The following is a 24,255-nucleotide window of genomic DNA, read 5'->3' on the forward strand; positions in this document are numbered from 1 at the left end:
ACAGCGTGATCCCGTCCGAAGGGCAGGCAGCGCCACCGTTCCGACCTGTCCTGCCGTGACCCGCGCCGCCGTGATCTGCCCAGCCTGACACCCGCCTGACCGACTGACGCCAGAGGACACCGCTGCCTGCATGAGCATCCCGTCTTCCGCTGCCCCCTGTCTCTGCCCCGACGCGTCCCAGGGCCTGTCCCGTCGCACCCTGCTGCGCGGTGCCGCCGCGACCGGTGCGCTGGCGGCCGTCGAGGGGGTGGGCGCCCAGTACGCCTTCGCCGCCTCGCCCGCGACGTACACCGGTGACGTGCTGGTGGTGCTCTCGCTGCGCGGCGGTTTCGACGGCCTGAACGCGGTGGTGCCGATCGGTGACCCCGGCTACCTGGCGAACCGCCCGACCATCGGGATCGCCGAGCGCGCCCTGCTCCCCGCCGGCGGAATCTTCGGCCTGCACCCCGCCCTGAATCCGCTGAAGAAGTACTGGGAAGCAGGAACTTTCGGGGCCGTGCACGCTGTCGGGCAGGACAGCCCGACCCGCTCGCACTTCCAGGCCATGCAGGAGCTGGAGCGCGCGGCCCCCGGCTCCAGCCTGCGCACCGGATGGCTCGACCGCACGCTGGGAACCCGCGCCCGGGGCAGTATCTTCCAGGCGTCGCAGGTCGGGTCCACCCAGGTGCCGCCGGCCCTGGCCGGACCCAACCCGGAACTGGCCCTGGGCAGCGTCGACTCGTTCGAGATCAGCGGGGCCTGGGACGCCACCGAGCACAAGCGCTGGACGAGGGCCCTGACCGCGATGCACTCCGGAGCCGCCGGCCCGGTCACCACCCCGGCCCGGGCCGCACTGGCCGCGACAGCGACCACCGCGGCCCTGGCCGCCGCCACCTACCAGCCCGCGAACGGCGCGGCCTACCCGGAGAACTCGGCGCTGGGAAAGGCCCTGCGCGATGTCGCCCGCCTGGTCAAGGCCGATGTCGGGCTCCAGGTAGCCTGCGTGGACGAGGGGGACTGGGACATGCACGCCGGCATGGGCACGGCCGACGAGGGCTGGATGCACGACCACCTGACCGACCTGGCCCAGTCCCTCGACGCCTTCGCCACCGACCTGGGCAGCCGGTTCGCCCGGGTCACGGTGGTCACGCTGTCCGAGTTCGGCCGGCGGGTGGGCGAAAACGGTTCGGGCGGCGTGGATCACGGCCACGGCAACGCGGTGCTGCTGCTGGGCGGCGGGGTGAACGGAGGCCGGGTGCACGGCACCTGGCCGGGCCTGTCCGACCCCGACCTGGTGGACGGTGACCTGGCCGGCACCACGGACTACCGGCTGATCCTCGGCGAGATCCTCCAGAAGCGTTGCGGAGCAGGCTCACTGGCGCAGATCTTCCCCGGCCTGAGCGGCCCGGAGCCCGGCGTGGTGAAGGCGGCGTAGCCGGCACGGCTGACGGGTCGGCCGCCCTCGGGTCGGCCGGCCCCGCTCGGATACGGCCGCAGGCGCGGCTCAAGTAAGTGGCCCAGCACTTCTCACCCGCCCCACGTGCGGCCCGGATACGCGGCCCAGCGCCTCGGCCCGGCCAGGTGGTCCGGGACAGCGCGCCTGGCCAGGTACAGCCCGGTGCAGCTCGCCTGGCTGATGCGGCCCGGACACGCGGCCAGACGCAGCCCACTCGGCCGGTAGCGGCCCAGGGACGTGGCCCGGCGCAGCCCACCTGGCTGGGTGTGGCTCGAACACGCAGCCCGACGCAACCCACCCACCCGGGAAAGACACCGTCGCCCAGGCGCGGGGTTGTGCGCCGATGCTGCCCCGGCGTCGCACCTGAGGCGGCCACCTGCGTCAAAATGGTCGTGTGGTGGTGCGAAAACGAAAGATCGACATCGCGGTCGGCCGCGAGGCCCTGGGGGCGTGGGCGGCCGATCCCACCGGCGTCCCCAGGCCGACGCTGGCCAACGCCGTGCGGTACACGCTGGAGGAACTTGCCGCCCGGGCGCCCGGACCGACCACCGAGGTTCGGGTGCCGCCGTTCGGCGCGGTGCAGTGCATGGACGGTCCGCGGCACACCCGGGGCACCCCGCCGAACGTGGTGGAGACCGACGCCCAGACCTGGCTGGAACTCGTCACGCGGCGTCTGACCTGGCGCGACGCGACGTACAACGGGCGTGTGCGGGCCAGCGGGCAGCGGGCCGACCTGTCGGAACTGCTGCCGATGCGCGGGCTTCTCGCCGAGACCGACAGCTAGTCGGTACCGTCGTGGTGTGGCTGAGAGCAAGGAACTGTCCGTGAGCACCGACGAGACTCCCGAGACGCCGGGAACCGCCGCGTCCCCCGATGCCGATGCCCAGGCCGAGCAGCCCGCGGAGCCGGCCGGGCCCTCCGGCCCGGAGTCGTACCGACTGCGCCGGGCACCGCGCTATCGCGCCTTCGGATTCACAGGCGTCCTGACCGGGATCGTCGTCGGGCTGGTGCTTGCCCTGTCGTTCCAGGCCACGGGCGACTACTCGACCCAGACCATTCTGGGTTACTTCGTGGCCATTTTCGGCATGCTCGGGGCTCTGATCGGCTGCGGGGCGGCAGTCCTGCTCGACCGTCGCAAGGACTGATCCGCAAGTCGCCCGGGCCGGTGTGTCGCAGGTCTGCCCCTCTGGCTGATGCTGCGACCTCCTCCGGATGTGCGACACTCGATGACGTGGCGCGCGGAGACGGACGGCTTTCGCACGAACTGCTTCCCGGCGAGAAGGGCCCGCAGGACGCCTGCGGCGTCTTCGGAGTCTGGGCTCCCGGTGAAGAAGTGGCGAAACTGGCCTATTACGGCTTGTACGCACTTCAGCACCGTGGACAGGAAGCAGCGGGCATCGCTGTCAGCAACGGCAAGCAACTGCTGGTCTACAAAGACATCGGCCTGGTTTCCCAGGTCTTCGACGAAACCTCCCTCGAGTCCCTGCGTGGGCACATCGCGGTCGGTCACTGCCGATACAGCACCACCGGCGGCTCGACCTGGCAGAACGCGCAGCCCACGCTCGGCGACACGGCCGCCGGCACGGTGGCCCTGGGGCACAACGGCAACCTGGTCAACGGGCACGAGCTGCGCGAGCTGGTGGCGCAGCGTTACGGCACCCTCGACCGCGGTGAGATCGTCAACGGCAACACCACCGACACCGCACTGGTGACGGCCCTGCTGGCCGGCGATCCCGATCACACTCTCGAAGCCACCGCGATGGACGTCCTTCCGCACCTGCGGGGCGCCTTCAGCTTCGTCTTCATGGACGAGCACACCCTCTACGGCGCCCGCGACCCGCACGGCGTGCGTCCGCTGGTGATCGGCAAGCTGGAGACCGGCTGGGTCATCGCCAGCGAGACCGCCGCGCTCGACATCGTCGGTGCCGCGTTCGTGCGGGAGGTGGAGCCCGGCGAGTTCATCGCGATCGACGCCGACGGTCTGCGCTCGCGTCGTTTCGCCGAGGCCAAGCCCACCGGCTGCATCTTCGAGTACGTCTACCTGGCGCGGCCCGACACCACGATCAACGGCAAGGTCGTGCACGAGTCCCGGGTGGACATGGGCCGCAAGCTGGCCCAGGAGCACCCGGTCGAGGCCGACCTGGTCATCCCGGTGCCCGAGTCGGGCACCCCGGCCGCGGTCGGCTACGCCCAGGAGTCGGGCATCCCGTTCAGTCAGGGCCTGGTCAAGAACGCCTACGTCGGGCGCACGTTCATCCAGCCCAGCCAGACCATCCGGCAGCTCGGCATCCGGCTCAAGCTGAACCCGCTGAAGAACGTGATCAAGGGCAAGCGGCTGGTCGTCGTCGACGACTCGATCGTGCGCGGCAACACGCAGCGTGCCCTGGTGCGCATGCTGCGTGAGGCCGGTGCGGCCGAGATCCACGTGCGCATCTCCTCGGCCCCGGTCACCTGGCCGTGCTTCTACGGCATCGACTTCGCCAGCCGGGCCGAGCTGATCGCCAGCGGTCTGGGTGTCGATGAGATCCGCGCCAGCATCGGCGCCGACTCCCTGGGCTACATCTCCCTCGACGGCATGGTCGAGGCCACCGAGCAGAAGCGGGAGCGGTTGTGCACCGCCTGCTTCACCGGCGAGTACCCGATCGCGCTGCCCGACTCCGAGCACCTGGGCAAGCACGCCCTGGAACAGTCGCAGCTCCCGCTCGGCCTGGAGATCTCGCAGCGTGACCCGGAGCCCCGGAAGGACGCCGAAGGCGTGTCCACCGGTCTCGCCGGCGGTGCCGTCGACGCCCTCACCCGTCCCTGAGACCGACCTCTCCGACGGTCCGTCCGCCATTCAAGCGAGTAGGGTTATCTCTGTGGCTTCAGCTGAGCCGGGTTCCACGGCCCTGACCTATGCCTCTGCCGGTGTCGACACCGAGGCCGGTGATCGCGCCGTCGAGTTGATGAAGGCGTCGGTTCGCCGTACGCACGGCCCCGAAGTCCTCGGTGGCCTCGGTGGCTTCGCCGGTCTGTACGACGCGGGTTTCCTCACGTCGTACAAGCGACCGTTGCTGGCGACCAGCACCGACGGCGTGGGCACCAAGATCGGCATCGCCCGCGCGCTCGACATTCACCACACCATCGGCATCGACCTGGTCGGCATGGTGGTGGACGACATCGTGGTGTGCGGCGCGCGGCCGCTCTTCATGACCGACTACATCGCCGTCGGCAAGGTACTGCCCGAGCGCATCGCGGCCATCGTCAGCGGTATCGCCAAGGGTTGCGAGCTGGCCGGCACCGCTTTGGTCGGCGGTGAGACGGCCGAGCACCCCGGCCTGATGGCAGCCGACGAGTACGACGTGGCCGGCGCCGCCACCGGAGTGGTCGAGGCCGACGACGTGCTCTCACCCGAACGGGTGAAATCCGGAGACGTGGTCATCGGACTGGAGTCGTCCGGGCTGCACTCCAACGGCTTCTCCCTGGTGCGCAGCGTTCTCAAGCTGGCCGGCTGGTCGCTGGAGCGCGACGTGCCCGAGCTCGGCCGCACCGTGGGTGAGGAACTGCTCGAGCCCACCCGCATCTACACCGCCGACGTTCTGGCGGTCGCGCAGGCCCTGGGCACCGAACTGCACGCCGTTTCGCACGTCACCGGGGGTGGCCTCGCAGCCAACCTGGCCCGGGTGCTGCCCACCGGTACGAGCGCCGTGATCGATCGCTCCACGTGGCGCCCACAGCCGGTGTTCGATCTGCTGATGAAGCTGGGGTCGGTGCCGCTGCTCGACGCCGAGGGCACATTCAACCTCGGCGTCGGCATGGTTCTGGTGGTCGATCAGGCTGCGGCCGATCGCACACTGGCGCTGCTCGCCGGTCGCAACCTGCCCGCCTGGGTGCTGGGGCAGATCGGAACCGGCGACGAATCGGCAGCCGAAGGCGCCGTCCAGGGCACCAAGGGTGTGAACGGCGGTTCGGTCCGCCTGGTCGGGGAGTACCGGGCCTGAGGTCCGGCGTCCCGATCATGAACCGCGGTTGGGTATGGCGAACCCTGAACTCGGCATCTGGTGGTGCCGGGTTCAGGGTGGACACGGGAAAAACACGCCACATCGTCGTAGCGCGTCATCGTCATGCCAAATGCTCGTCGCCTGGCCGAGGCAGCCTTGCAAAGGGGATTGGGCGGTGATCGTCCAGAGCCCTGACGTACTCGATCCCCGGCACCTGGCAGGCACCGGGGATCGAGTCACCAGTCAATGGCGACCGTTGGATGCCCAGTCGGCGTACTCGTCATACTCATCGCCGTCTCGCCCGGCATCCGTGTCATCCACGGGCGCGCTCGGGTGACGGTCATGAGTGCCGAGTTCCCTCTGCAAGGCGTCGTAGTCGGTGCTGGGGCTGTAGTACTTCAGCTCCCTCGCGACCTTCGTCTGCTTGGCCTTCTGACGGCCGCGCCCCATGGCGTCGACCCCCTTAAACGTCGACCCGGCGCAGGCGCACATGGCGCGGCCCCGGAGTGGTCATCAGTCTCTCGTGACGCCAAACGCTACATCGTCTGGTGCGGTTCCGGCATCCCGGTTGGAACGGCTGACCCGGCCAGGGGAAAGCCGTAACCCGTTTGCCGACCGCGGGCTTACGGGTCCCATCTTACGTGCAACCTGCGTGAGACGCTCACCCCGCCGCTCCGGGGAGTCCCGATCAGGGCCGGCTTGCCCCTCCGGGCAGTGGCCGGTCTCACATGACGGTCACGGGAAGCCACGGATCGGTCCGCGTGGTTTGATAGCAATGTCCTAATCGTAGGCAACACGCCCGTGAAGCTTTTCGCGATCGCCGGGGGGTCGGCTCGTGGTCACGAGGGATGGACCGTGAGTAGGCGTCACTCTCAGGCACGACTTCACTCGGAAGTCGTAGTGTGCCGCTTCGTCCTCATCAGGGTCTGAGAATATGGATCTGGGCGCTTCGGGGGTGCTCCACACAGTGATGGCTGATTTAGTGGTGCACACGCCGTCCTCGAGGGGGTTTGATGTGATCCGGGCGAAACCGCATGGCCTGATTGAGGGGCATGTATCCGGTGTTCGGCGGGCACATCGCGCTATCGAGGGAGTGCTCACGAGAGCGAAGGTTAGAACCGACCCGCGAGGCGTGTCGGATGGGCCACATTCGTGGTTCGATCACTGTAAGGTGCCATGCCGTGACCGTACGTACACAACCAACGTCATGCTTCCTCCTGATGGGGGATCATCCGTCTGGATTGTTCCCGCGACGTGTCCTAACAAGGCACGATGTCGGAAGCCGGGGTATCCGCCCCGTTCATGGAGGCTGACATGACCACCCGATCGCCCGACGCCGAGCCGCTGCTCACACCGGCTGAGGTTGCCGCGCTATTCCGTGTCGATCCGAAGACCGTCACCCGGTGGGCTAAAGCCGGCAAGCTCTCTTCGATCCGAACGCTCGGTGGCCATCGCCGCTACCGCGAGTCGGAAGTTCGGGCCTTGCTCGCTGGAATCCCACAGCAGAGGCTCGACGAGGACTGAGTTCCTGACGACCCGATAATCCGTGACCGCCGAGGCCGCTTATGGCCTCGGCGGTTTTCGGCTTCCCGGGCGCCATTAGTGGAAAACACCTACCCATGAATATGGGTGGTGGGGTCCGGGGGTTGATTCGTCATGCCCTGACACTGCCCCGTAGCTACGGGGTGTGATCGGAGGGGCGGGCAGCGCCGCACAGCGGCTCGTATACGAGACAGGCCGTCGATGACGCCGTGCAGTGTCATTAACGGCCTTTGGCGGCTCGCTCAGGGCTTGATGACCCGGGAGCCTCAGAACAGCCTCGGCAGGCTCGTGGGGTCCGAGAGCGCTGCGACCACCGAGCTGGCCGATGCCGATGAGTCCGATGACGATTCCGATGTCGCCGAGACCTCTTCACCTGCCGACGTCGTCGTCTCCCCGCCCGTGGTCTCGTCTTCCGTGGTGGTCGACGTGGTGGTGGGGGGAGTCGTCGTCGGCTTGGTGGTGGTCGACGTCGTGGTGGGTTTCGTGGTGGTGGTCGGCTTCGTCGTGGTGGGCTTCGTCGTGGTCGGCTTGGTGGTGCTCGTCTTCGTCGTGGTCTTCGTCGACGAGGTGGTCTTGCTCGTGGACGAAGGCTTCTTCGTGGTGGTGCTGCTGCGGCTCGTGGTGGATCGCACCGTGGTGGTCGTGACCACCGGGTTGCCGCTGGCGTCTGTGGTCGTGGTGGTGATGACCTGCGCCGGAGCGTCGTCGGTGTCACTGTCGCTGTCGGACGGGGAGCCGGTGGCCTGGGTGGCGGGAACCTCGGTGCCATCGGCGGACGTGGCGTCGTCGGTCGCTGCCGGCACCTCGGTGCCGTCCGTGAGGTTCACCGAGGCGGTGTTGGTGGTGTCGGCCGGATTGTTCAGGCCGGTGACGGCCCAGGCGGGCAGTGCGACGACCACTGCCGCGGCGACGCCCCCGATGATGGGGCGGCGCAGCAACAGGGGGCGTGGTGCCCGATGCCTACCGACGTACCTCATGGCCCGCTCTCGTCTGCCGGAGCCGGGGCTCCGTGCGTTGTCTCACTGCTGTGACGCGCCACGATAGGGGCGAAGCGCGCTGATGTCCGTGTCGTCCGATTCACAACCTGAGGTGCACTATGCTGTACATCGGGCCGTGAGCGCTCTGTGTTACTCATCGGACGCTAACAGGCGATTCGCGCTCCCGGCGATCGCGCGCCGATGCTGGCAGCTGCCCCGGTGACCGTCGCGCAGCAGTTCACACCTGTTCCCCGCTTCCTGACCAACACAGTCCTGTCTGCTCCTAGCTTGCTGTAGCCAGGCGCGCAGCGGGAGCGGTTCGGCAGATTGATAAGCCCTGGATAGGGCTTACTTGAGCTAGCGGGTCCCAGGTGCCTCAGTCTGCACAGATCGGACGACCGTTCGGCGCTCGACGCTTGCGCGGGCGACCGCCGACATGAGTGAGGCCGACCGTGGCATCCGCCTGCGGCCGGCCCATGCCCCTGTGAAGGGGTGCGTGTCTAGTTCTTCTCGAGGCAACGAGCGTTGACGACCTCGACGCTCTCGCCGTAGCGATCGCTCAGGTTGCGCTCGATGGAGGCGACCGTGGCGCCGTCATTCACGTCGACCTGCGTGCTGCGCGTGAAGCGGCTGGAAGGAATCGTGACCCGGAGCTCGAACCGGCCGCGCCAGAGGACGGTGCCGGGGCTGACGGCGACGAACTGGGTGGGATGTGCGGTGGTGACGTTCTCAACCATGGGGAAACAACGATCCTGAACGTAGTGCCTTTCGTGGTCGGTGCGGACACCTCGGTGTGCTCCGCGCCCATACCACAACGTGACAACGGTGGCTCTTATGCCACCGACGAGACACACGTTACTCCTCCTGGCCGCCTCAAACTGCCGGAGTTACTAACCGTGGGTAGTGTCTTTCGGTCCGTCACGTCGGGACCGTCGTCCGCAAAAAGTTTTCCGGTGTCGGGCCTCGAAGCGGAAAGATTCTGACCTGATGACTCCCTAAGGTCCTTGCGCCGGCCGGAGAAACGGCTGGTCCGGACCTAACAGGGGAGACCGAGATGTCGATCACTCAGGACAGTCGCCAGGCCACCGGAACCGGCCAGGAGGCCACCGAACTGCTCGAGACCCTGGCCGAACGCCGCTTCTTCCTGCGTCAGACCGTGCGCAACCTCACTCTGGACCAGGCCACCTCCCGTCCGACCGTGAGCGAACTGACCCTGGCCGGACTGGTGAAGCACGTCGGCGAGATGGAGGCGCAGTGGGTGCGCTTCATCGTCGAGGGCACCGAGGCCGTCGCCCTGCCGGAGAACTGGGAGAGCGACCCGTCGTTCTGGCGGGAGGGCTGGCGGCTGGCCGAGGGGGAGAGCCTGGAGAACGCCCTGGCCACCTGGGAGACGATCGCCGCACACACCGAGGAGGTGGTGCGAGGGCTGCCCGACCTGAACGTCGCCCACGCCCTGCCCCCGGCGCCCTGGTTCCGGCCGGGCGCCAGCTGGTCGGCCCGCCGCACGCTGCTGCACCTGATCGGTGAGATCTCCCAGCACTCCGGGCACGCGGACATCATCCGGGAGAGCATCGACGGCCAGAAGACCATGGGCTGAACCGCGTCTCGGCAGGTCAGGCGGGTGCTAGTACCTCTGTCCCATGGCAGTTCGGACCTGCCCGGCCCGCCAATGGGTAGCAACACACCCGGCTACCCGGAGGACGACATGAAGAAGACGCTGATCATCAGTGGCGCCGCCGCCGCGGCGATCCTGCCCGCGGCGTTCGGGCTGGCAGCCAATCCGTCGCTGAGCGCGCAGCGGCCGGTCGACCAGAGCTCGGTGCAGCTGGTGGACAGTTCCAGTCGGCCCTCGGCCACGAGTTCCGGCGGTGCCGCGGGCCCGGCGACCGGTGCGGGGACGCCCTCGGTTCCGGCGACGTCGTCGGGTGAGGGGACGCTGGTGGTTGCGGGGACGTCGTCGGGTCGCGGAACGTCGTCGGCCTCGGCGTCCGGGGAGGGCTCGAAGGCCGTGGACGATCACGGCCGGCGGCACGGTGGTCATGGTCGTCATGGTGAGGACGACGACCGTGGCGCCCCGACGCCGCGCGGTTCGGCGGGGGCCACCTCCAGCACGCACACGGCGGCCGGTCATGACGCGGGCGACGACCACGGCAAGCACGGCGGTCACGGCGAGAGCGACGGCTGATCCCCGCTCCTGTTCCCGCTCCCGACGAGGCATCATCTCTCATGCACGAAGCAGCGCGGCCTGAGCCCGGGGAGAGCGATGCGCACATGACCGACGACGCCTGGGTGAGCGTCGCCGGCGCCGGCACCGTCCGGGCCTCCGATCAGCCGCTCCGCTGGGGCCGGTTGGTCGGGGGTGTCGTGGTGCTGGCGTTGCTGGTCTTCGCCGGGGTCGCGGCGGTGAGCGCGGTCACCGCACGCCGGGCGGCCGAGCGCGAGGCGGTGAACGACGCACTGGCCATCACCGACGTGCTCGGCGAGTCGGTGATGCAGCCCGCCCTCACCGACGACCTGTCCTCCGCCGACGCCACGCGCCGGCAGGCGGCGCTGGACCAGCTCGACGTGACGGTGCGCGAGCGGCTGCTCAGCGACACGATCGTGCGGGTCAAGCTGTGGAAGCCGGACGGCACGATCGTCTATGCCGACGAGTCCCAGCTGATCGGGATGCGTTTCGCGCTCGACGACGAGGAGATCGAAGCCCTCGACGAGCGGGTGACGAAGGCCGAGATCAGTGACCTGAGCGCCCCGGAGAACCGGTTCGAGCGCAGCAACAACCGCAAGCTCCTCGAGGTCTACCGCCCGGTGTGGGCGCCGGACGGCCAGACGCTGCTGTTCGAGACCTACTCCGCCTACGACGCGGTGACGGCCCGGACCAGCCAGCTGTGGCGGGGTTTCGGCGGCATCACGCTGACCAGCCTGCTCCTGCTGCTGGTCGCGCAGGCCCCGCTGACCTGGGCCCTGGTGGCGCGGGTGCGCCGTGCGCAGGCCGAGCGGGAGGCCTACCTGGCCCGGGCGGTGCAGGCCTCGGACGACGAAAGGCGCCGTATCGCCGCCACTCTGCACGACGGCGCGGTGCAGGAGCTGGTGGGCAGCGCGTTCCTGGTGGCCGGCGTCGCGGACCGGGCCCGGGCGGCCGGTGACGGCACGGCGGCACAGCAGCTCGACCTGGCGGCGGGCTCGGTGCGGTCGAGCATCGGTGGTCTGCGTTCGTTGCTGGTGGACATCTATCCGCCGTCCCTGCGCAGTGCCGGTCTGCGCGCGGCGCTGACCGATCTGGCGGCGCCGTTGCGGGCCCAGGGTGTGGGGGTGCTGGTGGAGGTGCCGGACGAGCCGGAGCTGACGGCGGAGAAGGAGGAGCTGGTGTTCCGGGTGGCCCAGGAATGCCTGCGCAACATCATGAAACACGCGGACGCCGAGAACGTGCGGGTCGGCCTGCACGGTCCGGACGAGGAGGGGCACACGGTGCTGGAACTGGTGGACGACGGTGTCGGGTTCGATCTCGGCGCCGTGCTGGCGCGCCCCGAGGAGGGGCACTTCGGGCTGCGGCTCGTGGCCGATCAGGCGGCGGCCGCGGGGGCGGAGCTCCGGGTGCGCACCGCTCCCGGTGAGGGGACGAGCTGGCGGCTGGAGGTGCCCCGGTGAGCGACCGGATCCGGGTGCTGCTGGTGGACGACCACGCGCTGGTGCGGGCCGGGCTGACCGCTCTGCTCGACGCCCATCCACGGATCGAGGTGGTGGGGGAGGCCGCGGACGGCGACCAGGCCGTGGAGCTGACCGAGAACGCCGAGCCCGACGTGGTTCTCATGGATCTGTCGATGCCGGGCACCGACGGGGTGACGGCGACCCGGGAACTGCTGGTGCGGCGTCCGGGAACCCAGGTTCTGGTGCTCACCTCGTTCTCCGACCGGAACCGGGTGCGGGACGCCCTGGCAGCGGGTGCGATCGGCTACCTGCTCAAGGACTCCGACCCGCAGGACGTGGTGAACGGGGTGATCGCGGCGGCCCGGCAGGGCTCGCCGCTCGACCCCCGGATCGCCCGGACCCTGCTGACCGAGGGCACGGTCGGCCCGCCGCCCGCACTGCCCCCGCTGTCGCCGCGGGAGCTGGACGTGCTCCGGCTGGTGGCGCGGGGGATGGCGAACAAGCAGATCGGCCGTGCCCTCGGGATCAGCGAACGGACCGTGAAGGTGCACCTGGGCAACGTGTTCCGGCGGATCGGCGTGCAGGACCGCACCTCCGCAGCACTCTGGGCCCGGGAGAACCTCCAGCAGTGATCACCGCCTGCGGGTGAAGGGTGCCCTCAGGGTGGGGACGATGTGCTTCCAGTGCCAGGCGAAGGCGGCCAGGGCGATGACGCCGTACACCGCGGACAGGATCAGCCGGCCCTGGGTGCCGGTGACCGGGAACTGAATCATGAACAGCAGCAGCAGGATCCAGGCCGACCAGTGGTGGAACCGCAGGCCGATGATCAGCGCGATGCCCATCATCGTCTGCGTCGCGGTCAGCAGCATCTCCTCGGTCTGCCGGTGGTCGAGGGCCAGGGCCGGGTCGCCGCCGCCGAACAGGTAGGCGATCGGCAGCGAGCCGACCAGGAGCGTCCACTGGTTCACCTTGGACGAGATCAGCGTCGCGATCGCGGCCCCGGCGTTGCCGCGCCAGGCGAACATGATCGCGATGATGAACTCCGGTGCCTCGGAGGCCAGCGGGGCCACCCACTGCACCAGCAGGAATTCGTCCACGCCCAGCGACGCGCCGCCCTCGACCAGGCTGTGGGCGAACGGTTCCGCGGCGATCATCACCACGAACGCGGCGAACAGGAACAGCCCGGCCAGGGTCCAGCGGCGCGGGCTCCTGGCCAGGCCGCCGATCGCCGCCGAGGTGCCCTGGAGGTGCGGCTCCTCCACCGCGCCCCGGCTGAGCCGGTAGGCGTAGTAGGCGAACCAGGCGAACAGGATCACGCCCATCCACAGGTGGATCTGGCCGGTGAGCGGCATGACGAACGCGAAGACGCCGGCGAACAGCAGGAACCCGAGTTCGAGCCGGTTGTCGCGGTCGAGCGGGATGGCGTGCGTGGTGCGGCCTTTCAGTCGCCGCAGGCCCCACAGCCCGACCAGCACCACGACCGGCCAGCCGAGCCCGAGCAGCAGCCGGTTGGAGCCGGTCATGTTGGCGGCGGCGTACTGCACGTACTCCGGATTGCTGCCGGCCGTGTAGGCGTAGTACAGGTCGACCGCGTACTCCGGGAGTACCGCGATCAGGGCCAGGATGGCGATGGCCAGCCCGCCGGAGATGTCGACCTGCGCCGCCTCGGCGGCCCAGGCCAGCAGGAACGACGCGGCGAACACCGCGACGCCGTAGATCAGCATCGACAGCACCGGCTCCGGATGTGTTCCGGACAGCCGGGTGACGACGGCGGGAAGGGCGAGGAGCACGCAGAGCCCGATGGAACGCAGCATCAGCGCGCGGGGACTGCGTGGCGTGGGTGGTGCGGCGGCTTCGGTGGTGGTGGTCACGGCGGGACGGCTCCCTCGGTCGGTTCCGGCCGGGTCGCCGTGGTGCCAGGGGCGGAGCAGACCCGGCCAGCAGACGGACGTGCTGGCCGAAGGTCTGGCTCGCCGTCACCCCGCAGCTGCCCGCGGACGACGGTGGATGACCGTGCGCCGCACGCTGACTGCGCGGCGGGCGCCGTGATGTCGACCATCCGCACCTGCCCAGCACCGGCGAGGGCAGGCGGAGTTACTCCCCTTCTGACCAACCAGGCTAACCGACGGGCCGGCCCCTGTCGTCGTCAGGCGCCGTGCCGCGAGCTCACACCGGTGGGTGGCTGACCTCCAGATGCTCGCAGACCCAGTCGACGGCGGTACGTACGAAGGTCACCCGGTTCGCCGTGTCGAGCAGCTCGTGCCCCTCCCCCGGGAACAGCAGGAACTGGTGCCGCACATCGTTTTTCGCCAGAGACTCGACCACCTGCTCGGCCTCCTCCAGTGGCACGTTGGTGTCGTCGGCGCCGTGCACCACCAGCAACGGGGCCCTCAGCCGGTCGATCCGGCGGATCGGTGAGAACTCGCGCAGCAGCCCGGCGTGGGCGGCCGGGTCGCCGTACTTGGACACCGCGGCCGCGGCGATCCACGGCTCGGTGTGCCGGTAGAAGGTCTCCAGGTCGGCCATCCCGCACACGTCGATGCCGACCGCGAACAGCTGCGGGAACCAGGTCAGGCCGGCCAGGGTCAGGTAGCCGCCGTACGACCGGCCCATCAGCCCGACCCGGCCGGGCACCGAGACCCCGCTCTCCAGAAGGTGTTCCGCGGCCGCGGAGACGTCCTGGATCGAGCCGTCGCGCAGCTCCACGTCGTCCGCGGTCTCGAAGGCCCGCCCGAAACCCGAGGAACCGCGCACATTCGGCGCGAACACCGCGACCCCGGCCGACACCAGCGACTGGAACAGGGAGTTGTACACCGGGCGTTCCTGCGACTCCGGCCCGCCGTGCAGGTGGATCATCGTCGGCCAGGGGGCGGGCGAGTCGGGGCGGTAGAGCCAGCCGCTCAGCGGCAGGCCGTCCAGCCCGCGAAAGCGCCGCAGCACCGGCCGGGTCAGGTCGGCGGTGTCGACCGTGGCGTAGCTGGCGCCCCGGGAACCGCGCAGCTCACCGTCGGCCTTGCTGGTCAGCGGCAGCGTGGTGCCGGTGACCAGGTCGATGGTCCAGGCGCCGCGCGGGTCCGACCAGTCCTCCGCCGCGAGGATCAGCGACTTGCCCCCGGCGAGGAGCTGGCAGTCGTCCACCACGTCACGTGGCAGCGGGCCGATCTCGTCCTGCTTCAGCGAGTCCAGGTCGAGCAGGCTCACCGCGCTGGTGCCGCCGTACTCGTTCCACAGCAGCACGGCCGTGGCGCCGTCTGCCGACAGGGAAAAGCGTTGCAGCTCGGCGTGATCCCGGCGGGCCAGCAGCTCGGCCGGGCCGTCGCCGGACAGGTCCAGGCGGACCAGCGCGGCCAGGTCGTGGTCGGCCTCGGTGCGGGCGTACAGGTGCCGGCCGTCGGGTGAGAGCGCCCCCAGATCGGCGAAGCCGCCGCGCTCGCCGGTCACCGAGGTGTGCACCGCCCGCTCGTCCGACCCGTCGAGCGCGCAGACCGCCAGCGTGCGGTAGCTGCGCGGGCCGCGCCGGATCAGCGCCCGGTCACCGGCCACGTCGAGCAGCGACACCAGCGGCCCGGAGGTGATCACCGTGCGGGTGCCGTCGGCGGGCGAGATCAGCACGGCGGACGCCACGGCCCCCACGGTCTCGGTGACCATGAGCTGTCCTTGGGCCGTCCACCCGTGCCGGGACCCCGCCCCCAGCCAGGCGGTCCGCCCCGGGCCACCGGACACCAGACGCAGGCCGGAACCGTCCGGGCGGACCACCCAGATCTCGTCGCGCGAGCTGCCCGCGCCCGCCACCAGGCAGGCCAGCCAGGCCCCGTCGGGCGACCAGCTGATCGACAGCACCCGGGCCAGCGAGATGCCCGGGCTGACCGGCTGGGTCTGCTGCGAGTGCAGGTCTTTCACCCAGATCGAGGGCGCCCCGCCACGGTCGGAGATGAAGGCGATCCGCGTGCCGTGCGGGTCGGGCGTGGGTGACCAGCTGCCGTAGACGTCCTCGGGTACGGCCTCGCCGGCCTGGTCGTCGTGCCCGAAGGATTCCTGGACGTTCACAGACCGGTCCGCTGGAGCCAGAGCTCGAGCAGGCCGAGCTGCCACAGCACGTTCGCGCCGATCGTGGTGCGGGCCGTGTTGGGGTCGCCGAGCAGGCCGTTCACCACCTCCGGCCGGAACAGTGCCCGGTCCAGCGCGGCCCGCGAAGTCAGTGCCTCGCGCACGCTTTCGAGGATGGGGCCGTCGAGATGACGCACCCCGGGCACCGGGAAGTAGCCCTTGGTGCGGTCGATGACGGCGTCCGGCACGACGCCCCGGGCCGCCTCCTTGAGCACGCCCTTGCCACCGTGCGCGAGCTTGAGTCCGGGTGGGCAGAGCGCAGCGAGTTCCACGAGTTCATGGTCGAGGAACGGGACGCGCGCCTCCAGCCCCCACGCCATCGTCATGTTGTCGACCCGCTTCACCGGGTCGTCCACCAGCATGATCCGGCTGTCGATGCGCAGCGCCGCGTCGAGGGTGCTCTCGGCGCCCGGGGCGGCGAAGTGGTCGCGGACGAACGCCAGGCTCGGGTCGCCGTCCACCGTGCGGTCCGGGTTCAGCAGGGCGGCCACACCCGACGACGGCCGGTCGAAGAACACCCCGGCGTAGGCCTCGGCGGCCTGCGAACGGGGGACGTCGCGCAGCGGCGGGTACCAGTCGTACCCGGCGAACACCTCGTCGGCGCCCTGCCCGGACTGCACCACCGTGATCTTCTTCGAGACCTCCTCGGAGAGCAGGTAGAAGGCCACGCAGTCGTGGCTGACCATCGGCTCGCTCATCGCCGCGATCGCGCCCTCCACGCCGTGGGCCAGCCGGTCGTCGGGGATCAGGATCTTGTGGTGATCGGTGCCGAACTCCTTGGCCACCAGGTCGGAGTACTCGAACTCGTCGCCGATCTCGCCGCCCGCGGCGTTGAACCCGATGCTGAACGTGGCCAGTCCCTGCTGCCCGGCCCGGGCCAGCAGCGCCACCACCAGGCTGGAGTCGAGACCGCCGGACAGCAGCACGCCCACCGGGACGTCCGACACCATGCGCCGCTGCACGGCCAGGTCGAGCGCGGCGAGGGTCCTCTCCCGCCACTCGTCGTCCCCGATCGAAAGATCGTGCGTGGCGGGGGGATTCCAGTACACCGCCTCGGTGGACGAGCCGTCGGGCTCGATCACCCGCACGGTGGCCGGCGGCAGCTTGCGCACCCCGGACAGGATGGTGCGCGGCGCCGGCACCACCGAGTGCCAGGACAGGTAGTGGTGCAGCGCGACCGGGTCGATCGAGGTGTCCACGTCGCCCGCCGCCAGCAGGGCGGGCAGCGTGGAGGCGAACCGGATGCGCCGCGGGGTCTCGCTCAGGTACAGCGGCTTGATACCGAGCCGGTCACGGGCCATCACCACCCGGCCGGTGTCCAGCTCGGTCAGCACGATCGCGAACATGCCGAGGAAGTGGTCGACGAAGGACGTGCCCCAGTGGTGGTACGCCTTGAGGATCACCTCGGTGTCGGACGTGGAACGGAACCGGTAGCCGTGGCCCTCCAGCTCGCGCCGCAGCTCGTGGTGGTTGTACACGCAGCCGTTGAAGATCATGGCCAGGCGCAGTTCGTCGTCTACCATCGGCTGCGACCCGGCCTCGGAGAGGTCGATGATCTTCAGCCGATGGTGCACGAACGCCACCGGCCCGTGCGACCAGGTCCCCTTCGAGTCCGGCCCCCGGCGCTCCAGGCACGGTGACATCCTGGCCACCGCGTCGAGATCGGGTTTCGCACCGTCCAGCCGGAACTCGCCACCCAAGCCGCACATGCACAGACCTCCTGAAGCTAGCCGGACCTCACGTCCCCGTAGACCGAGTTGACCACGACTCCCCGGGGAGTGCGCAACCCGACTAGGCCAGCAGCCAGGTGTCTTTCGAGCCGCCCCCGCGCGAGCTGTTCACCACCATGCTCCCGGCCGGGGCCACCCGGGTCAGGGCCGTGGGGGCCACCCGCAGCTCGTCGGTGCCCGAGTTCAGCACGAAGGCCCGCAGGTCCACGTGGTGCGCCGTGAGCTGATCATCGGTGAAGCAGGGCATGGTCGACAGCTGCACCATGTCCTGGGCGATCCAGCGGTGCGGTGCGGTCTTCAGCTGCTTGCGGTGCGCCTCGATCTCCTGCTCGGAGGCCAGCGGCCCGATCAGCACACCCTCACCGCCGTAGCCGTCCACCGGCTTCAGCACCAGCTGCTCGATCCGGTCCAGCACCTGCGCGGCCTGGTCCGGCAGCCCGCACAGGAACGTCGGAACGCTGTTCAGCAGCGGCTTCTCGTTCAGGTAGTACTCGATCATCTGCGGCACGAAGGCGTACACGGCCTTGTCGTCGCCCACCCCGTTGCCCGGGGCGTTGGCCAGCACCACCCGGGCCGCACCGACCGCGGACAGCAGCGAGGGCCCGATCGGCCGGCCGTCCGCGCCCGAGGAGTGCAGCAGCGCTTCCTCGTCGACCCGCAGGTAGAGCACGTCCACCCGGGTGCGGCCACCCTCCCGCAGCAGGTACACGGTGTCGTTCTCGACCAGCAGGTCGCTGATCACGGCCACCGGCACACCCATCTCGTTGGCCAGCATGCGGTGCTCGAACCAGGGCGAGCTCTCCGGGCCGTCGCTGAGCAGCACCACCTGCGGGGTGTCGGGGGCACTCGGCAGCGCCGCCGACTGCAACGTCTCCAGCAGCATCGACGGCACCACGTCCGGGTCGAGCATGCGCGCCGGGCGCGGCAGGTCGCCCATCACCGCGTCGCTCAGCCGCCGGTTCTGCACCGAGTAGCCCAGGCCGGAGGGGGCCCGCAGATTGTCTTCCAGGATCAGCCACTCGCCGGTGACCGAGTCCTTCACCAGGTCCATGCCGCTGATGTGGGCGCGCACCTTCTGCCGGTGCACCAGTGCCCCGGTGCCGCGCAGGCCGGGGGCCGACTCGACCACCCAGGCCGGCACCACGCCGTCTTTCAGCACCGCGCGCTCGCCGTAGATGTCGTGCAGGAACAGGTCGAGGGCCGCTGCCCGCTGCCGCAGGCCCAGGCTGAGCCTGGACCACTCGTCGGCCTGCACCACGCGGGGCAGCAGGTCGACCGGGAACAGCCGGGCGCTGGCCCGGCCCGGCACGCCGAAGGTGACGCCGTTGGAGCGCTGCTCCTCGTCGCGCCGCCGCTCCCGCTGCCGCATACCGGCCGGGCCGAGCTCCTCGAGCACCCGGAACATGCCCTCGTAGGCCGGCGTGGGGCCGTTCTCGGCCAGCGCCTCGTCGCCGGGCTCCCGGTACAGCGGCAGGGCCAGGGGGTGCCCGGCCTCACCCGGCACGGTCGGCGCGGCCTGGTCCGGGTCGGTGCGGCGCACCAGCATGTCGACCACGTCGGCGAACCGCTCGCGGCGCTCGTACACGGTGCGCTGCTCGGCCGCGGAACTGCCTCGTACCAGGGCGCGTTCGGCCAGCTCGGTGACCCGGTCCCAGTCGCCGGCCTCCTCCAGCTGCGGGCGCAGGTCGTCGAGCAGCTGGTGCACGGCCTGCGCGGCCGGCACCGGGCGCGAGGAGCGTGGCAGGTCGAGCAGGTCGCCCTCCAGGCCGGAGCGGGCCGCCCGCCACAGCGCGCTGCGCAGCAGGGGCGAGGGCCAGCGCCGGGCCGGTTCGCCGGCGGTGATCGCGGCGGCCTCCTGGCGCACCATCGCCCGGAACAGCCCGGCCAGCAGCACCACCGTGTCCAGGTCGGGACAGGCGTCGGTGAGCCGCAGTTCGAGCGTGGGCAGGTGCGAGGAGGGGCGCACATCGAAGTAGATCATCCCGGCGTCGCTGATCGTGCCGGAGTCGACCAGGTCGGCGATCAGCTGGTCGTGCTCGGCTGCGGAGTTCACCTCGCCGCTCAGGCCGGCGGTGGGCCAGCGCGACCAGAGCAGCGACCGGTTGCTCGCGTAGCCCGAGTCCTCGCCCATCCAGAACGGGGAGGACGCCGAAAGAGCCAGCAGCACGGGAAGTCTCGGGGTGACCCGCTGCGCGATGCGGACGGCCAGGTCACGGTCGGAGACCTGCACGTGCACCTGCGCGCCACAGATCAGCTGCTCGCGCACCAGCGTCTGGTACTCGTCGAGCATGTGCTCGTAGCGCCGGTTCGGCGTCACCGACAGCTGGAGCGGGTCGACCAGCGGCACGGTGCCCGCGGCCACCACGCCCAGCCCCATCGGGGTGGCCACCTCGACCAGCCGCCGGCGGGTGTTCACCAGGGCCTGGCGCAGGTCGTCCAGGGTGTTGCAGACCGGGGTGTTGCTCTCGACCACGCTGCGCTGGAGCTCGTCGGAGTAGGTGTCGTCGGGCAGGTGCTCCAGCAGCTTGGGGGCCTGGGCCACCAGCTCGCGGGACAGCAGGTCCACGACGTGGAACTCTTCTTCGACTCCGAGGCTGGTCAGTTCGCCGGGACCGGTCACGTCTGGTCGCCACCTCGCACATCGGGCTGCACCACCGTGACGGACGACGCGGCGGTGGGCGAACGGGCGCGCTGTTTGCGTCCGGCTCACCGTCAATCGACCTTAAGGCCGATGCGTGACCTGCACATTTCGACAGGGTTGCGGCGTGCTGTGCGGGCAAAATGGTGGACGACGAGGAGCTCGGTCAAAGCTCCCCGTCGTCCACAATTTTCGGTTCTATCCGGCGGTGTGCTCCCGGTGGCCGGTCGGCCGGCCCTGGTCGTCGCGGCCGCTGCTGGCCCGCAGGATCGCCTCCGGGGTGATCTCCTCGTCCGGCGCGAGCCGGGGCAGCGGCAGGATCGGGTCCTCGTGGTCGAGGTGGTCGATGGTCTTGAGCCGGGCCAGGTTCTCCCGGGCCAGGTCGCTGTGCCGCTGCTCGACGGCCCGGTCGGGGCGCACCACCAGGGTGGACTCGCGCATCGCCTCGGGCGGCGAGTCGTCGCCCGGCAGGCGCAGCCCGAGATACGACGAGCGACGCTGGTCGTAACCGTCGGCGAGGGCGAAACCCTGGTACTGCCAGTCCAGTTCGTCGGCGATCGCGGAGACCAGGGCGGCCTCCAGCACCGAGCGGTCGCGCAGCCGGGGCAGGTGCGGCAGCGAGGTGTACAGCTCCCAGAGCTCGCCCAGGCTGACGTGCCCGGCCCGCCAGGCGCTGGTCAGCGGGCCGTCCAGGTCGCGGCGGATCGCGTGGTCGTCGCTCGCGGTGACCAGCTCGCCCTCCGCCCGCAGGGTGAGGGCGGCGCGCTCGGCCAGGTTGGTCCCGACGCCCTCGGCGGTGAGTACCCGCAGTCGCTGAGGCCCGTTCTCGGTGTCCTGCACCGGCACCAGCAGCCAGAAGTAGGTGTCGGGCAGCAGGTGGGCGATGTCCTGCTCGGCCGCGTCCCGCCAGGTCGCGGCCTCGGCCGCCGCCTCTTCGGGCAGGCCCAGGGCGTGGGCCATCGTGCCGACGTGCGACCAGGCCAGGAACTCCCGCACGCTCGACTCGAGCATCGGGTAGTGGTGGGCGTCCGGGGCCAGAGCGATCACCGCGTTGCGGTGCAGGCGGGGCCGGCGGCCGGCCGAGGAGGCGAGGCGCAGGGTGAACTCGGCGGCGGGCGAGGTGGCGACCGGATCGGCCAGCGAACCGTGCACGTCGGCCGGGTCGTGCAGGTGGCGCGGGTGCAGCACGGCCAGCTGTACCTCTGCCTCGTCGGGCAGGCCGCCGGTGGACTCGACCACGTGCACCGAGCCGAACCCGTCCTCGCCGGAACCGCCGGTGACGCCGGGCTGCTCCAGTCGCCGCACGATCTCCGCCTGGATCCGGTCGGCGCCCAGATGGTCGGCGAACTCGTGTGCGGCGCGGTCCATCTCGGCCATCGGGTCGTGCCGGGCCTTGCGCGCGAGGTGGGGCATGGGGGACATCGGACGCTCCTTCTCTGCCGCCGGTGCCCATGATCTCGGCACGGCGAGCCATCGGCTTGAGCGGCCGGGAGGGCGAGTCGTTGTCCGGTTCGTCATGGTTTCCCCGGACCGGGGGATGACGTACCGTCGCTGGAGAGGCATGGAAGGGGGACTTCGCATGAAGGCGATCGCGGTGGCGGTGCTCGGTCTCTTGCTGCTGGCCGGGTGCGCGAGCGGGGCGCAGGTCGGGTCCATCGACTCCGGGGAGAACCCGGCCGCCGAACCGGCCGCCGTGTCCACCCGCAGCCAGGCCGACATCGACGAGAAGCGGGCGCAGGAGCGTGAGGACGACCCGCGCACCGCCGAGGAGGAGCGCCGCGACGAGGCCCGCGAGGCCGCCGAGCAGGTCAAGAAGATCGCCGGAGACATCCGCAAGGGCATCACCGAGGCGCACTTCACCATGCCCGACGTGGTCGGCGGCAACCTCCAGCAGGCGCAGGACGAGCTCCAGTCGCGCGGCAGCTACCTGCTCGACCAGGTCGACGCCACCAGCCAGCACCGTTTCCAGCTGCTCGACTCGGACTGGAAGGTCTGCCACCAGTCACCCGCGGCGGGCACCCGCACGCTCAAGACCAGCCTGGTACGGCTGGAGGCGGTCAAGCTCGACGAGAACTGCCCGTAGGGTCAGCACTCCTCGTAGTGGTAGTCGTCCGCGGTCTTCGGCAGGATCGTCGGGTCGCGGTAGATCACCGAGATCCGATCGCCGCGGGCGTCGCAGGCCGTGTTCCAGTTGGCCGAGCCGTTGTCGGTGTACTCGATCTCGAACCAGCGGTCGCCGTAAGCCTGGTCGTAGAGCCCGCATTCGTCGTACACCTGGCACGACTCCACCACCGCGAAGTCGAAGCCGATCGCCTTGCGGGTTGCGCGGCTCAGCTCACCGGCGTTCTTCTGGGCGATCGCCAGGCCCTTCGAGTGTGCCCGGCCGGCCAGCAGTTTCGCCAGCGCCAGGTTGTCGGCCCGGCGCAGTTCGGCCGGGAAACGGGTCCAGGTGTCCAGGTTGTCGGGGTCCACGGCCTGATAGCCCCTGGCCGCACAGTCGTCGATCCAGGCGTACTCGATCCGGGCGATCGCGGCCCGCTTGTTCTTCGTCGAGGTGTCGAGGATGTACTCGCCCGGCCAGTTCGCGTCTTCGAGCGGCTTGCCGTCGGCGTCTTTCAGCAGCAGGGCGCGCCGCGCCCGGGTGGCGGTCCAGAACGACTTCTCGTAGTCCTGGGTCTGGAAACCGTTGATGTAGCAGATTGAGTAGACGCCCTTGACCGGGTCCTCGGAGCGGTCCCGGTCGATGGTCCGGACCCCGGCGCCGGGCCGGTACCCGCCGGCCAGCTGGATGTCGACCTTCCCGTTCAGCGGCGGCAGGGTGTAGCCCTTGCCGCTGACCTCAATGGTGGACGACGGGGAGCTCGTGACCGGTCCGGCATCCGCCGAGGGCTGGGTGCCGGCCTGGTTGGCGGCCTGCGCGCTGGTGTCGGCCTGGGCTCCGGCCTGTGAGGTGCCGCCCGTGGCGCCGACGATGCCGCCGGCGAGCACGAGGGCGGCGCCGGCACCGACTGCGGTGAGACGAACCACGGGCGAGACCTCATCCTGACGAAGTCGGCGAACCTGGGGGACCCGGCGGGCCTGGCGGGCTTGACGGGCTTGACGGGCTTGGCGGGCTTGGCGGGCTTGGCGGGCTTGACGGGCTTGACGGGCTTGACGGGCTTGACGGGCTTGACGGGCTTGACGGGCTTGGCGGGCTTGACGGGCTTGACGGGCTTGACGGGCTTGACGGGCCCGGAGGGCTTGACAGGCCCGGCGGACCTGACGGCGGGCCGGATCGAGCTGCCGGTCGCCGGGACGAAGATCAAGTGAAGCCGGGACGGGGCGGTTCACCCGGGCGTACCCCTGCGGGCCATGCCCTTCGCCGGGTCGTGTCCTTCGTGGAGCCTTGCCGCCCGCGGGGTTGTGCTGCGCGCGGGGTTGTGCCGCTCGCGGAGCCATGCCGCTCGCGGAGCCATGCCGCTCGCGGAGCCATGCCGCCCGCGGGGTTGTGTCGCTCGCGGGGTTGTGCCGCTCGCGGAGCGGGATCAGCGGGTGACGGTGCCCGAGGTCTTCGCGCCGGTGGTGGAGCTGCCTGCCCAGACTGCCTTCCAGCGGTGCTTCCCCAGCGCCACCGTGGACGAGAAGGTGCCCTTCGACGAGGTTTTCACCGTCTTCGCGGTTACCCACTCACCCTTGCCGTTGAGGTACCTGATGCTCACGGACTGGCCGGCCATCGTCTGCCACTGCTTCGAGCCGGTGCCGAAGTTCACCCGGCTCAGGGTGCCCGAGACCTTCCGGTTCTTGCCCGACTTCTTCACCGAAAGACTGAGCGAGGAAGCTCGTTTCAGGGTGAAGGAGGAGGAGCAGCTGTCGACCGTGTCACCGTTCTGCCGCTTCACCTTGACCGCGAAAGCACCGGCGTCGCGGTTGGCGAAGCGTTGGGGGCTGAAGGTGGCCACGGTGTCCGACCCGTCGGCGACGTCGTACACGTACAGGTTGATGTCGCTGATCTGGAGCGTCCAGTACTTCGCCGACGGCACGTCGAAGTCGACGTTCTTGGAGCGGGTGCCCAGGGTGACGCTGCCCGGCGAGACCCGGCACGTCGCCGCCTGGGCCGGGGTGGCGTTCAGCACCAGCGTCAGCGGCACCGCGAAGGCGGCGAGACGGGCCGTGGTGCCACGGAAGGTGATCGTCATACCGGATATGACGGACGAAGGACGCC

General features: G+C 70.2%; 21 protein-coding genes. 12 read left to right on the forward strand and 9 right to left on the reverse strand.

Annotated features, from left to right (window positions below):
* Window positions 1–130: 130 nt before the first annotated feature.
* From KIH74_RS27440 to purM, 5 genes are all read left to right on the forward strand, one after another.
* On the forward strand, window positions 131–1,414 hold the full coding sequence (locus KIH74_RS27440) for a DUF1501 domain-containing protein (RefSeq protein WP_214159248.1): 1,284 nt from the start codon (window positions 131–133) through the stop codon (window positions 1,412–1,414).
* A gap of 415 nt (window positions 1,415–1,829) precedes the next feature.
* Window positions 1,830–2,219, forward strand: a complete 390-nt coding sequence (locus KIH74_RS27445; protein WP_372492133.1) for a sterol carrier family protein — start codon at window positions 1,830–1,832, stop codon at window positions 2,217–2,219.
* Window positions 2,220–2,235: 16 nt separating this feature from the next.
* A complete protein-coding gene (locus tag KIH74_RS27450; RefSeq protein WP_214159250.1) occupies window positions 2,236–2,580 on the forward strand; it encodes a hypothetical protein in 345 nt (114 codons plus the stop codon).
* Window positions 2,581–2,666: 86 nt separating this feature from the next.
* Complete coding sequence (purF, locus tag KIH74_RS27455) at window positions 2,667–4,241, forward strand: amidophosphoribosyltransferase (RefSeq protein ID WP_214159251.1); 1,575 nt, start codon at window positions 2,667–2,669, stop codon at window positions 4,239–4,241.
* Window positions 4,242–4,293: 52 nt separating this feature from the next.
* The gene (purM, locus tag KIH74_RS27460) at window positions 4,294–5,415 is read left to right on the forward strand and encodes a phosphoribosylformylglycinamidine cyclo-ligase (protein ID WP_214159252.1); all 1,122 of its coding nucleotides are present in this window, start codon (window positions 4,294–4,296) and stop codon (window positions 5,413–5,415) included.
* 243 nt (window positions 5,416–5,658) lie between these two features.
* On the opposite strand, the gene KIH74_RS27465 is transcribed toward purM, so the two are convergent.
* Window positions 5,659–5,865 (reverse strand): DUF3073 domain-containing protein, encoded by a 207-nt coding sequence (locus KIH74_RS27465; RefSeq protein ID WP_214159253.1) that lies wholly within the window; start codon window positions 5,863–5,865, stop codon window positions 5,659–5,661.
* Window positions 5,866–6,729: 864 nt separating this feature from the next.
* Between KIH74_RS27465 and bldC the strand changes: the two genes are divergently transcribed.
* The gene (gene bldC / locus KIH74_RS27470; protein WP_052533586.1) at window positions 6,730–6,939 is read left to right on the forward strand and encodes a developmental transcriptional regulator BldC; all 210 of its coding nucleotides are present in this window, start codon (window positions 6,730–6,732) and stop codon (window positions 6,937–6,939) included.
* 306 nt (window positions 6,940–7,245) lie between these two features.
* Entirely contained in the window at window positions 7,246–8,001 is a 756-nt protein-coding gene (locus KIH74_RS27475) for a hypothetical protein (protein WP_214159254.1), read from the forward strand.
* Between the two features lie 433 nt (window positions 8,002–8,434).
* Here KIH74_RS27475 and KIH74_RS27480 read toward each other — a convergent pair whose 3' ends face one another.
* Window positions 8,435–8,671 carry a hypothetical protein gene (locus KIH74_RS27480; RefSeq protein WP_214159255.1) on the reverse strand — a complete coding sequence of 79 codons (237 nt, stop codon included), beginning with the start codon at window positions 8,669–8,671 and terminating at the stop codon, window positions 8,435–8,437.
* 317 nt (window positions 8,672–8,988) lie between these two features.
* Between KIH74_RS27480 and KIH74_RS27485 the strand changes: the two genes are divergently transcribed.
* The 4 genes from KIH74_RS27485 to KIH74_RS27500 all read left to right on the forward strand — a co-directional run bounded on the left by KIH74_RS27485 (window position 8,989) and on the right by KIH74_RS27500 (window position 12,211).
* Window positions 8,989–9,531, forward strand: coding sequence for a DinB family protein (locus KIH74_RS27485; RefSeq protein ID WP_214159256.1), 543 nt, complete (start codon window positions 8,989–8,991; stop codon window positions 9,529–9,531).
* 72 nt (window positions 9,532–9,603) lie between these two features.
* Window positions 9,604–10,119 carry a hypothetical protein gene (locus tag KIH74_RS27490; RefSeq protein WP_214159257.1) on the forward strand — a complete coding sequence of 172 codons (516 nt, stop codon included), beginning with the start codon at window positions 9,604–9,606 and terminating at the stop codon, window positions 10,117–10,119.
* An 86-nt stretch (window positions 10,120–10,205) separates the two neighbouring features.
* Window positions 10,206–11,579, forward strand: a complete 1,374-nt coding sequence (locus KIH74_RS27495; RefSeq protein WP_214159258.1) for a sensor histidine kinase — start codon at window positions 10,206–10,208, stop codon at window positions 11,577–11,579.
* Complete coding sequence (locus KIH74_RS27500) at window positions 11,576–12,211, forward strand: response regulator (protein WP_308114018.1); 636 nt, start codon at window positions 11,576–11,578, stop codon at window positions 12,209–12,211. The genes KIH74_RS27495 and KIH74_RS27500 overlap by 4 nt, the downstream gene beginning before the upstream one ends.
* On the opposite strand, the gene KIH74_RS27505 is transcribed toward KIH74_RS27500, so the two are convergent.
* The 5 genes from KIH74_RS27505 to KIH74_RS27525 form a co-directional block, all read right to left on the reverse strand.
* Window positions 12,212–13,393, reverse strand: a complete 1,182-nt coding sequence (locus KIH74_RS27505; protein WP_372492135.1) for a calcium:cation antiporter family protein — start codon at window positions 13,391–13,393, stop codon at window positions 12,212–12,214.
* A 352-nt stretch (window positions 13,394–13,745) separates the two neighbouring features.
* Window positions 13,746–15,626, reverse strand: a complete 1,881-nt coding sequence (locus tag KIH74_RS38045) for a S9 family peptidase (protein WP_214159260.1) — start codon at window positions 15,624–15,626, stop codon at window positions 13,746–13,748.
* Window positions 15,623–17,395 (reverse strand): N-acetylglutaminylglutamine amidotransferase, encoded by a 1,773-nt coding sequence (locus KIH74_RS27515; RefSeq protein ID WP_214159261.1) that lies wholly within the window; start codon window positions 17,393–17,395, stop codon window positions 15,623–15,625. The genes KIH74_RS38045 and KIH74_RS27515 overlap by 4 nt, the downstream gene beginning before the upstream one ends.
* Window positions 17,396–17,477: 82 nt before the next feature.
* Window positions 17,478–20,036, reverse strand: coding sequence for a glutamate--cysteine ligase (locus KIH74_RS27520; RefSeq protein WP_308114019.1), 2,559 nt, complete (start codon window positions 20,034–20,036; stop codon window positions 17,478–17,480).
* Window positions 20,037–20,252: 216 nt separating this feature from the next.
* Window positions 20,253–21,476 carry a hypothetical protein gene (locus tag KIH74_RS27525; protein WP_214159262.1) on the reverse strand — a complete coding sequence of 408 codons (1,224 nt, stop codon included), beginning with the start codon at window positions 21,474–21,476 and terminating at the stop codon, window positions 20,253–20,255.
* 157 nt (window positions 21,477–21,633) lie between these two features.
* On the opposite strand from KIH74_RS27525, the gene KIH74_RS27530 reads away from it, so the two are divergent.
* Window positions 21,634–22,137, forward strand: coding sequence for a PASTA domain-containing protein (locus KIH74_RS27530; RefSeq protein ID WP_214159263.1), 504 nt, complete (start codon window positions 21,634–21,636; stop codon window positions 22,135–22,137).
* Between the two features lie 2 nt (window positions 22,138–22,139).
* Here the strand turns inward: KIH74_RS27530 and KIH74_RS27535 are convergent, their stop codons facing one another.
* Together KIH74_RS27535 and KIH74_RS27540 are read right to left on the reverse strand one after the other, a co-directional pair.
* Window positions 22,140–23,081, reverse strand: a complete 942-nt coding sequence (locus tag KIH74_RS27535; RefSeq protein ID WP_214159264.1) for an endo alpha-1,4 polygalactosaminidase — start codon at window positions 23,079–23,081, stop codon at window positions 22,140–22,142.
* 497 nt (window positions 23,082–23,578) lie between these two features.
* Complete coding sequence (locus tag KIH74_RS27540; protein ID WP_214159265.1) at window positions 23,579–24,229, reverse strand: hypothetical protein; 651 nt, start codon at window positions 24,227–24,229, stop codon at window positions 23,579–23,581.
* Between the last annotated feature and the right edge of the window lie 26 nt (window positions 24,230–24,255).

The sequence above is a fragment of the Kineosporia corallincola genome (assembly GCF_018499875.1).
In the GTDB taxonomy this organism is placed as follows: Bacteria; Actinomycetota; Actinomycetes; order Actinomycetales; family Kineosporiaceae; genus Kineosporia; species Kineosporia corallincola.

Coding starts and splice junctions, on each gene's coding strand:
- KIH74_RS27440 (WP_214159248.1), top strand. CDS start 131: ATGAGCATCCCGTCTTCCGCTGCCCCCTGTCTCTGCCCCGACGCGTCC.
- KIH74_RS27465 (WP_214159253.1), bottom strand. CDS start 5,865: ATGGGGCGCGGCCGTCAGAAGGCCAAGCAGACGAAGGTCGCGAGGGAG.
- bldC (WP_052533586.1), top strand. CDS start 6,730: ATGACCACCCGATCGCCCGACGCCGAGCCGCTGCTCACACCGGCTGAG.
- KIH74_RS27480 (WP_214159255.1), bottom strand. CDS start 8,671: ATGGTTGAGAACGTCACCACCGCACATCCCACCCAGTTCGTCGCCGTC.
- KIH74_RS27485 (WP_214159256.1), top strand. CDS start 8,989: ATGTCGATCACTCAGGACAGTCGCCAGGCCACCGGAACCGGCCAGGAG.
- KIH74_RS27490 (WP_214159257.1), top strand. CDS start 9,604: ATGGGTAGCAACACACCCGGCTACCCGGAGGACGACATGAAGAAGACG.
- KIH74_RS27495 (WP_214159258.1), top strand. CDS start 10,206: ATGACCGACGACGCCTGGGTGAGCGTCGCCGGCGCCGGCACCGTCCGG.
- KIH74_RS27505 (WP_372492135.1), bottom strand. CDS start 13,393: ATGCTGCGTTCCATCGGGCTCTGCGTGCTCCTCGCCCTTCCCGCCGTC.
- KIH74_RS27515 (WP_214159261.1), bottom strand. CDS start 17,395: ATGTGCGGCTTGGGTGGCGAGTTCCGGCTGGACGGTGCGAAACCCGAT.
- KIH74_RS27525 (WP_214159262.1), bottom strand. CDS start 21,476: ATGTCCCCCATGCCCCACCTCGCGCGCAAGGCCCGGCACGACCCGATG.
- KIH74_RS27530 (WP_214159263.1), top strand. CDS start 21,634: ATGAAGGCGATCGCGGTGGCGGTGCTCGGTCTCTTGCTGCTGGCCGGG.
- KIH74_RS27540 (WP_214159265.1), bottom strand. CDS start 24,229: ATGACGATCACCTTCCGTGGCACCACGGCCCGTCTCGCCGCCTTCGCG.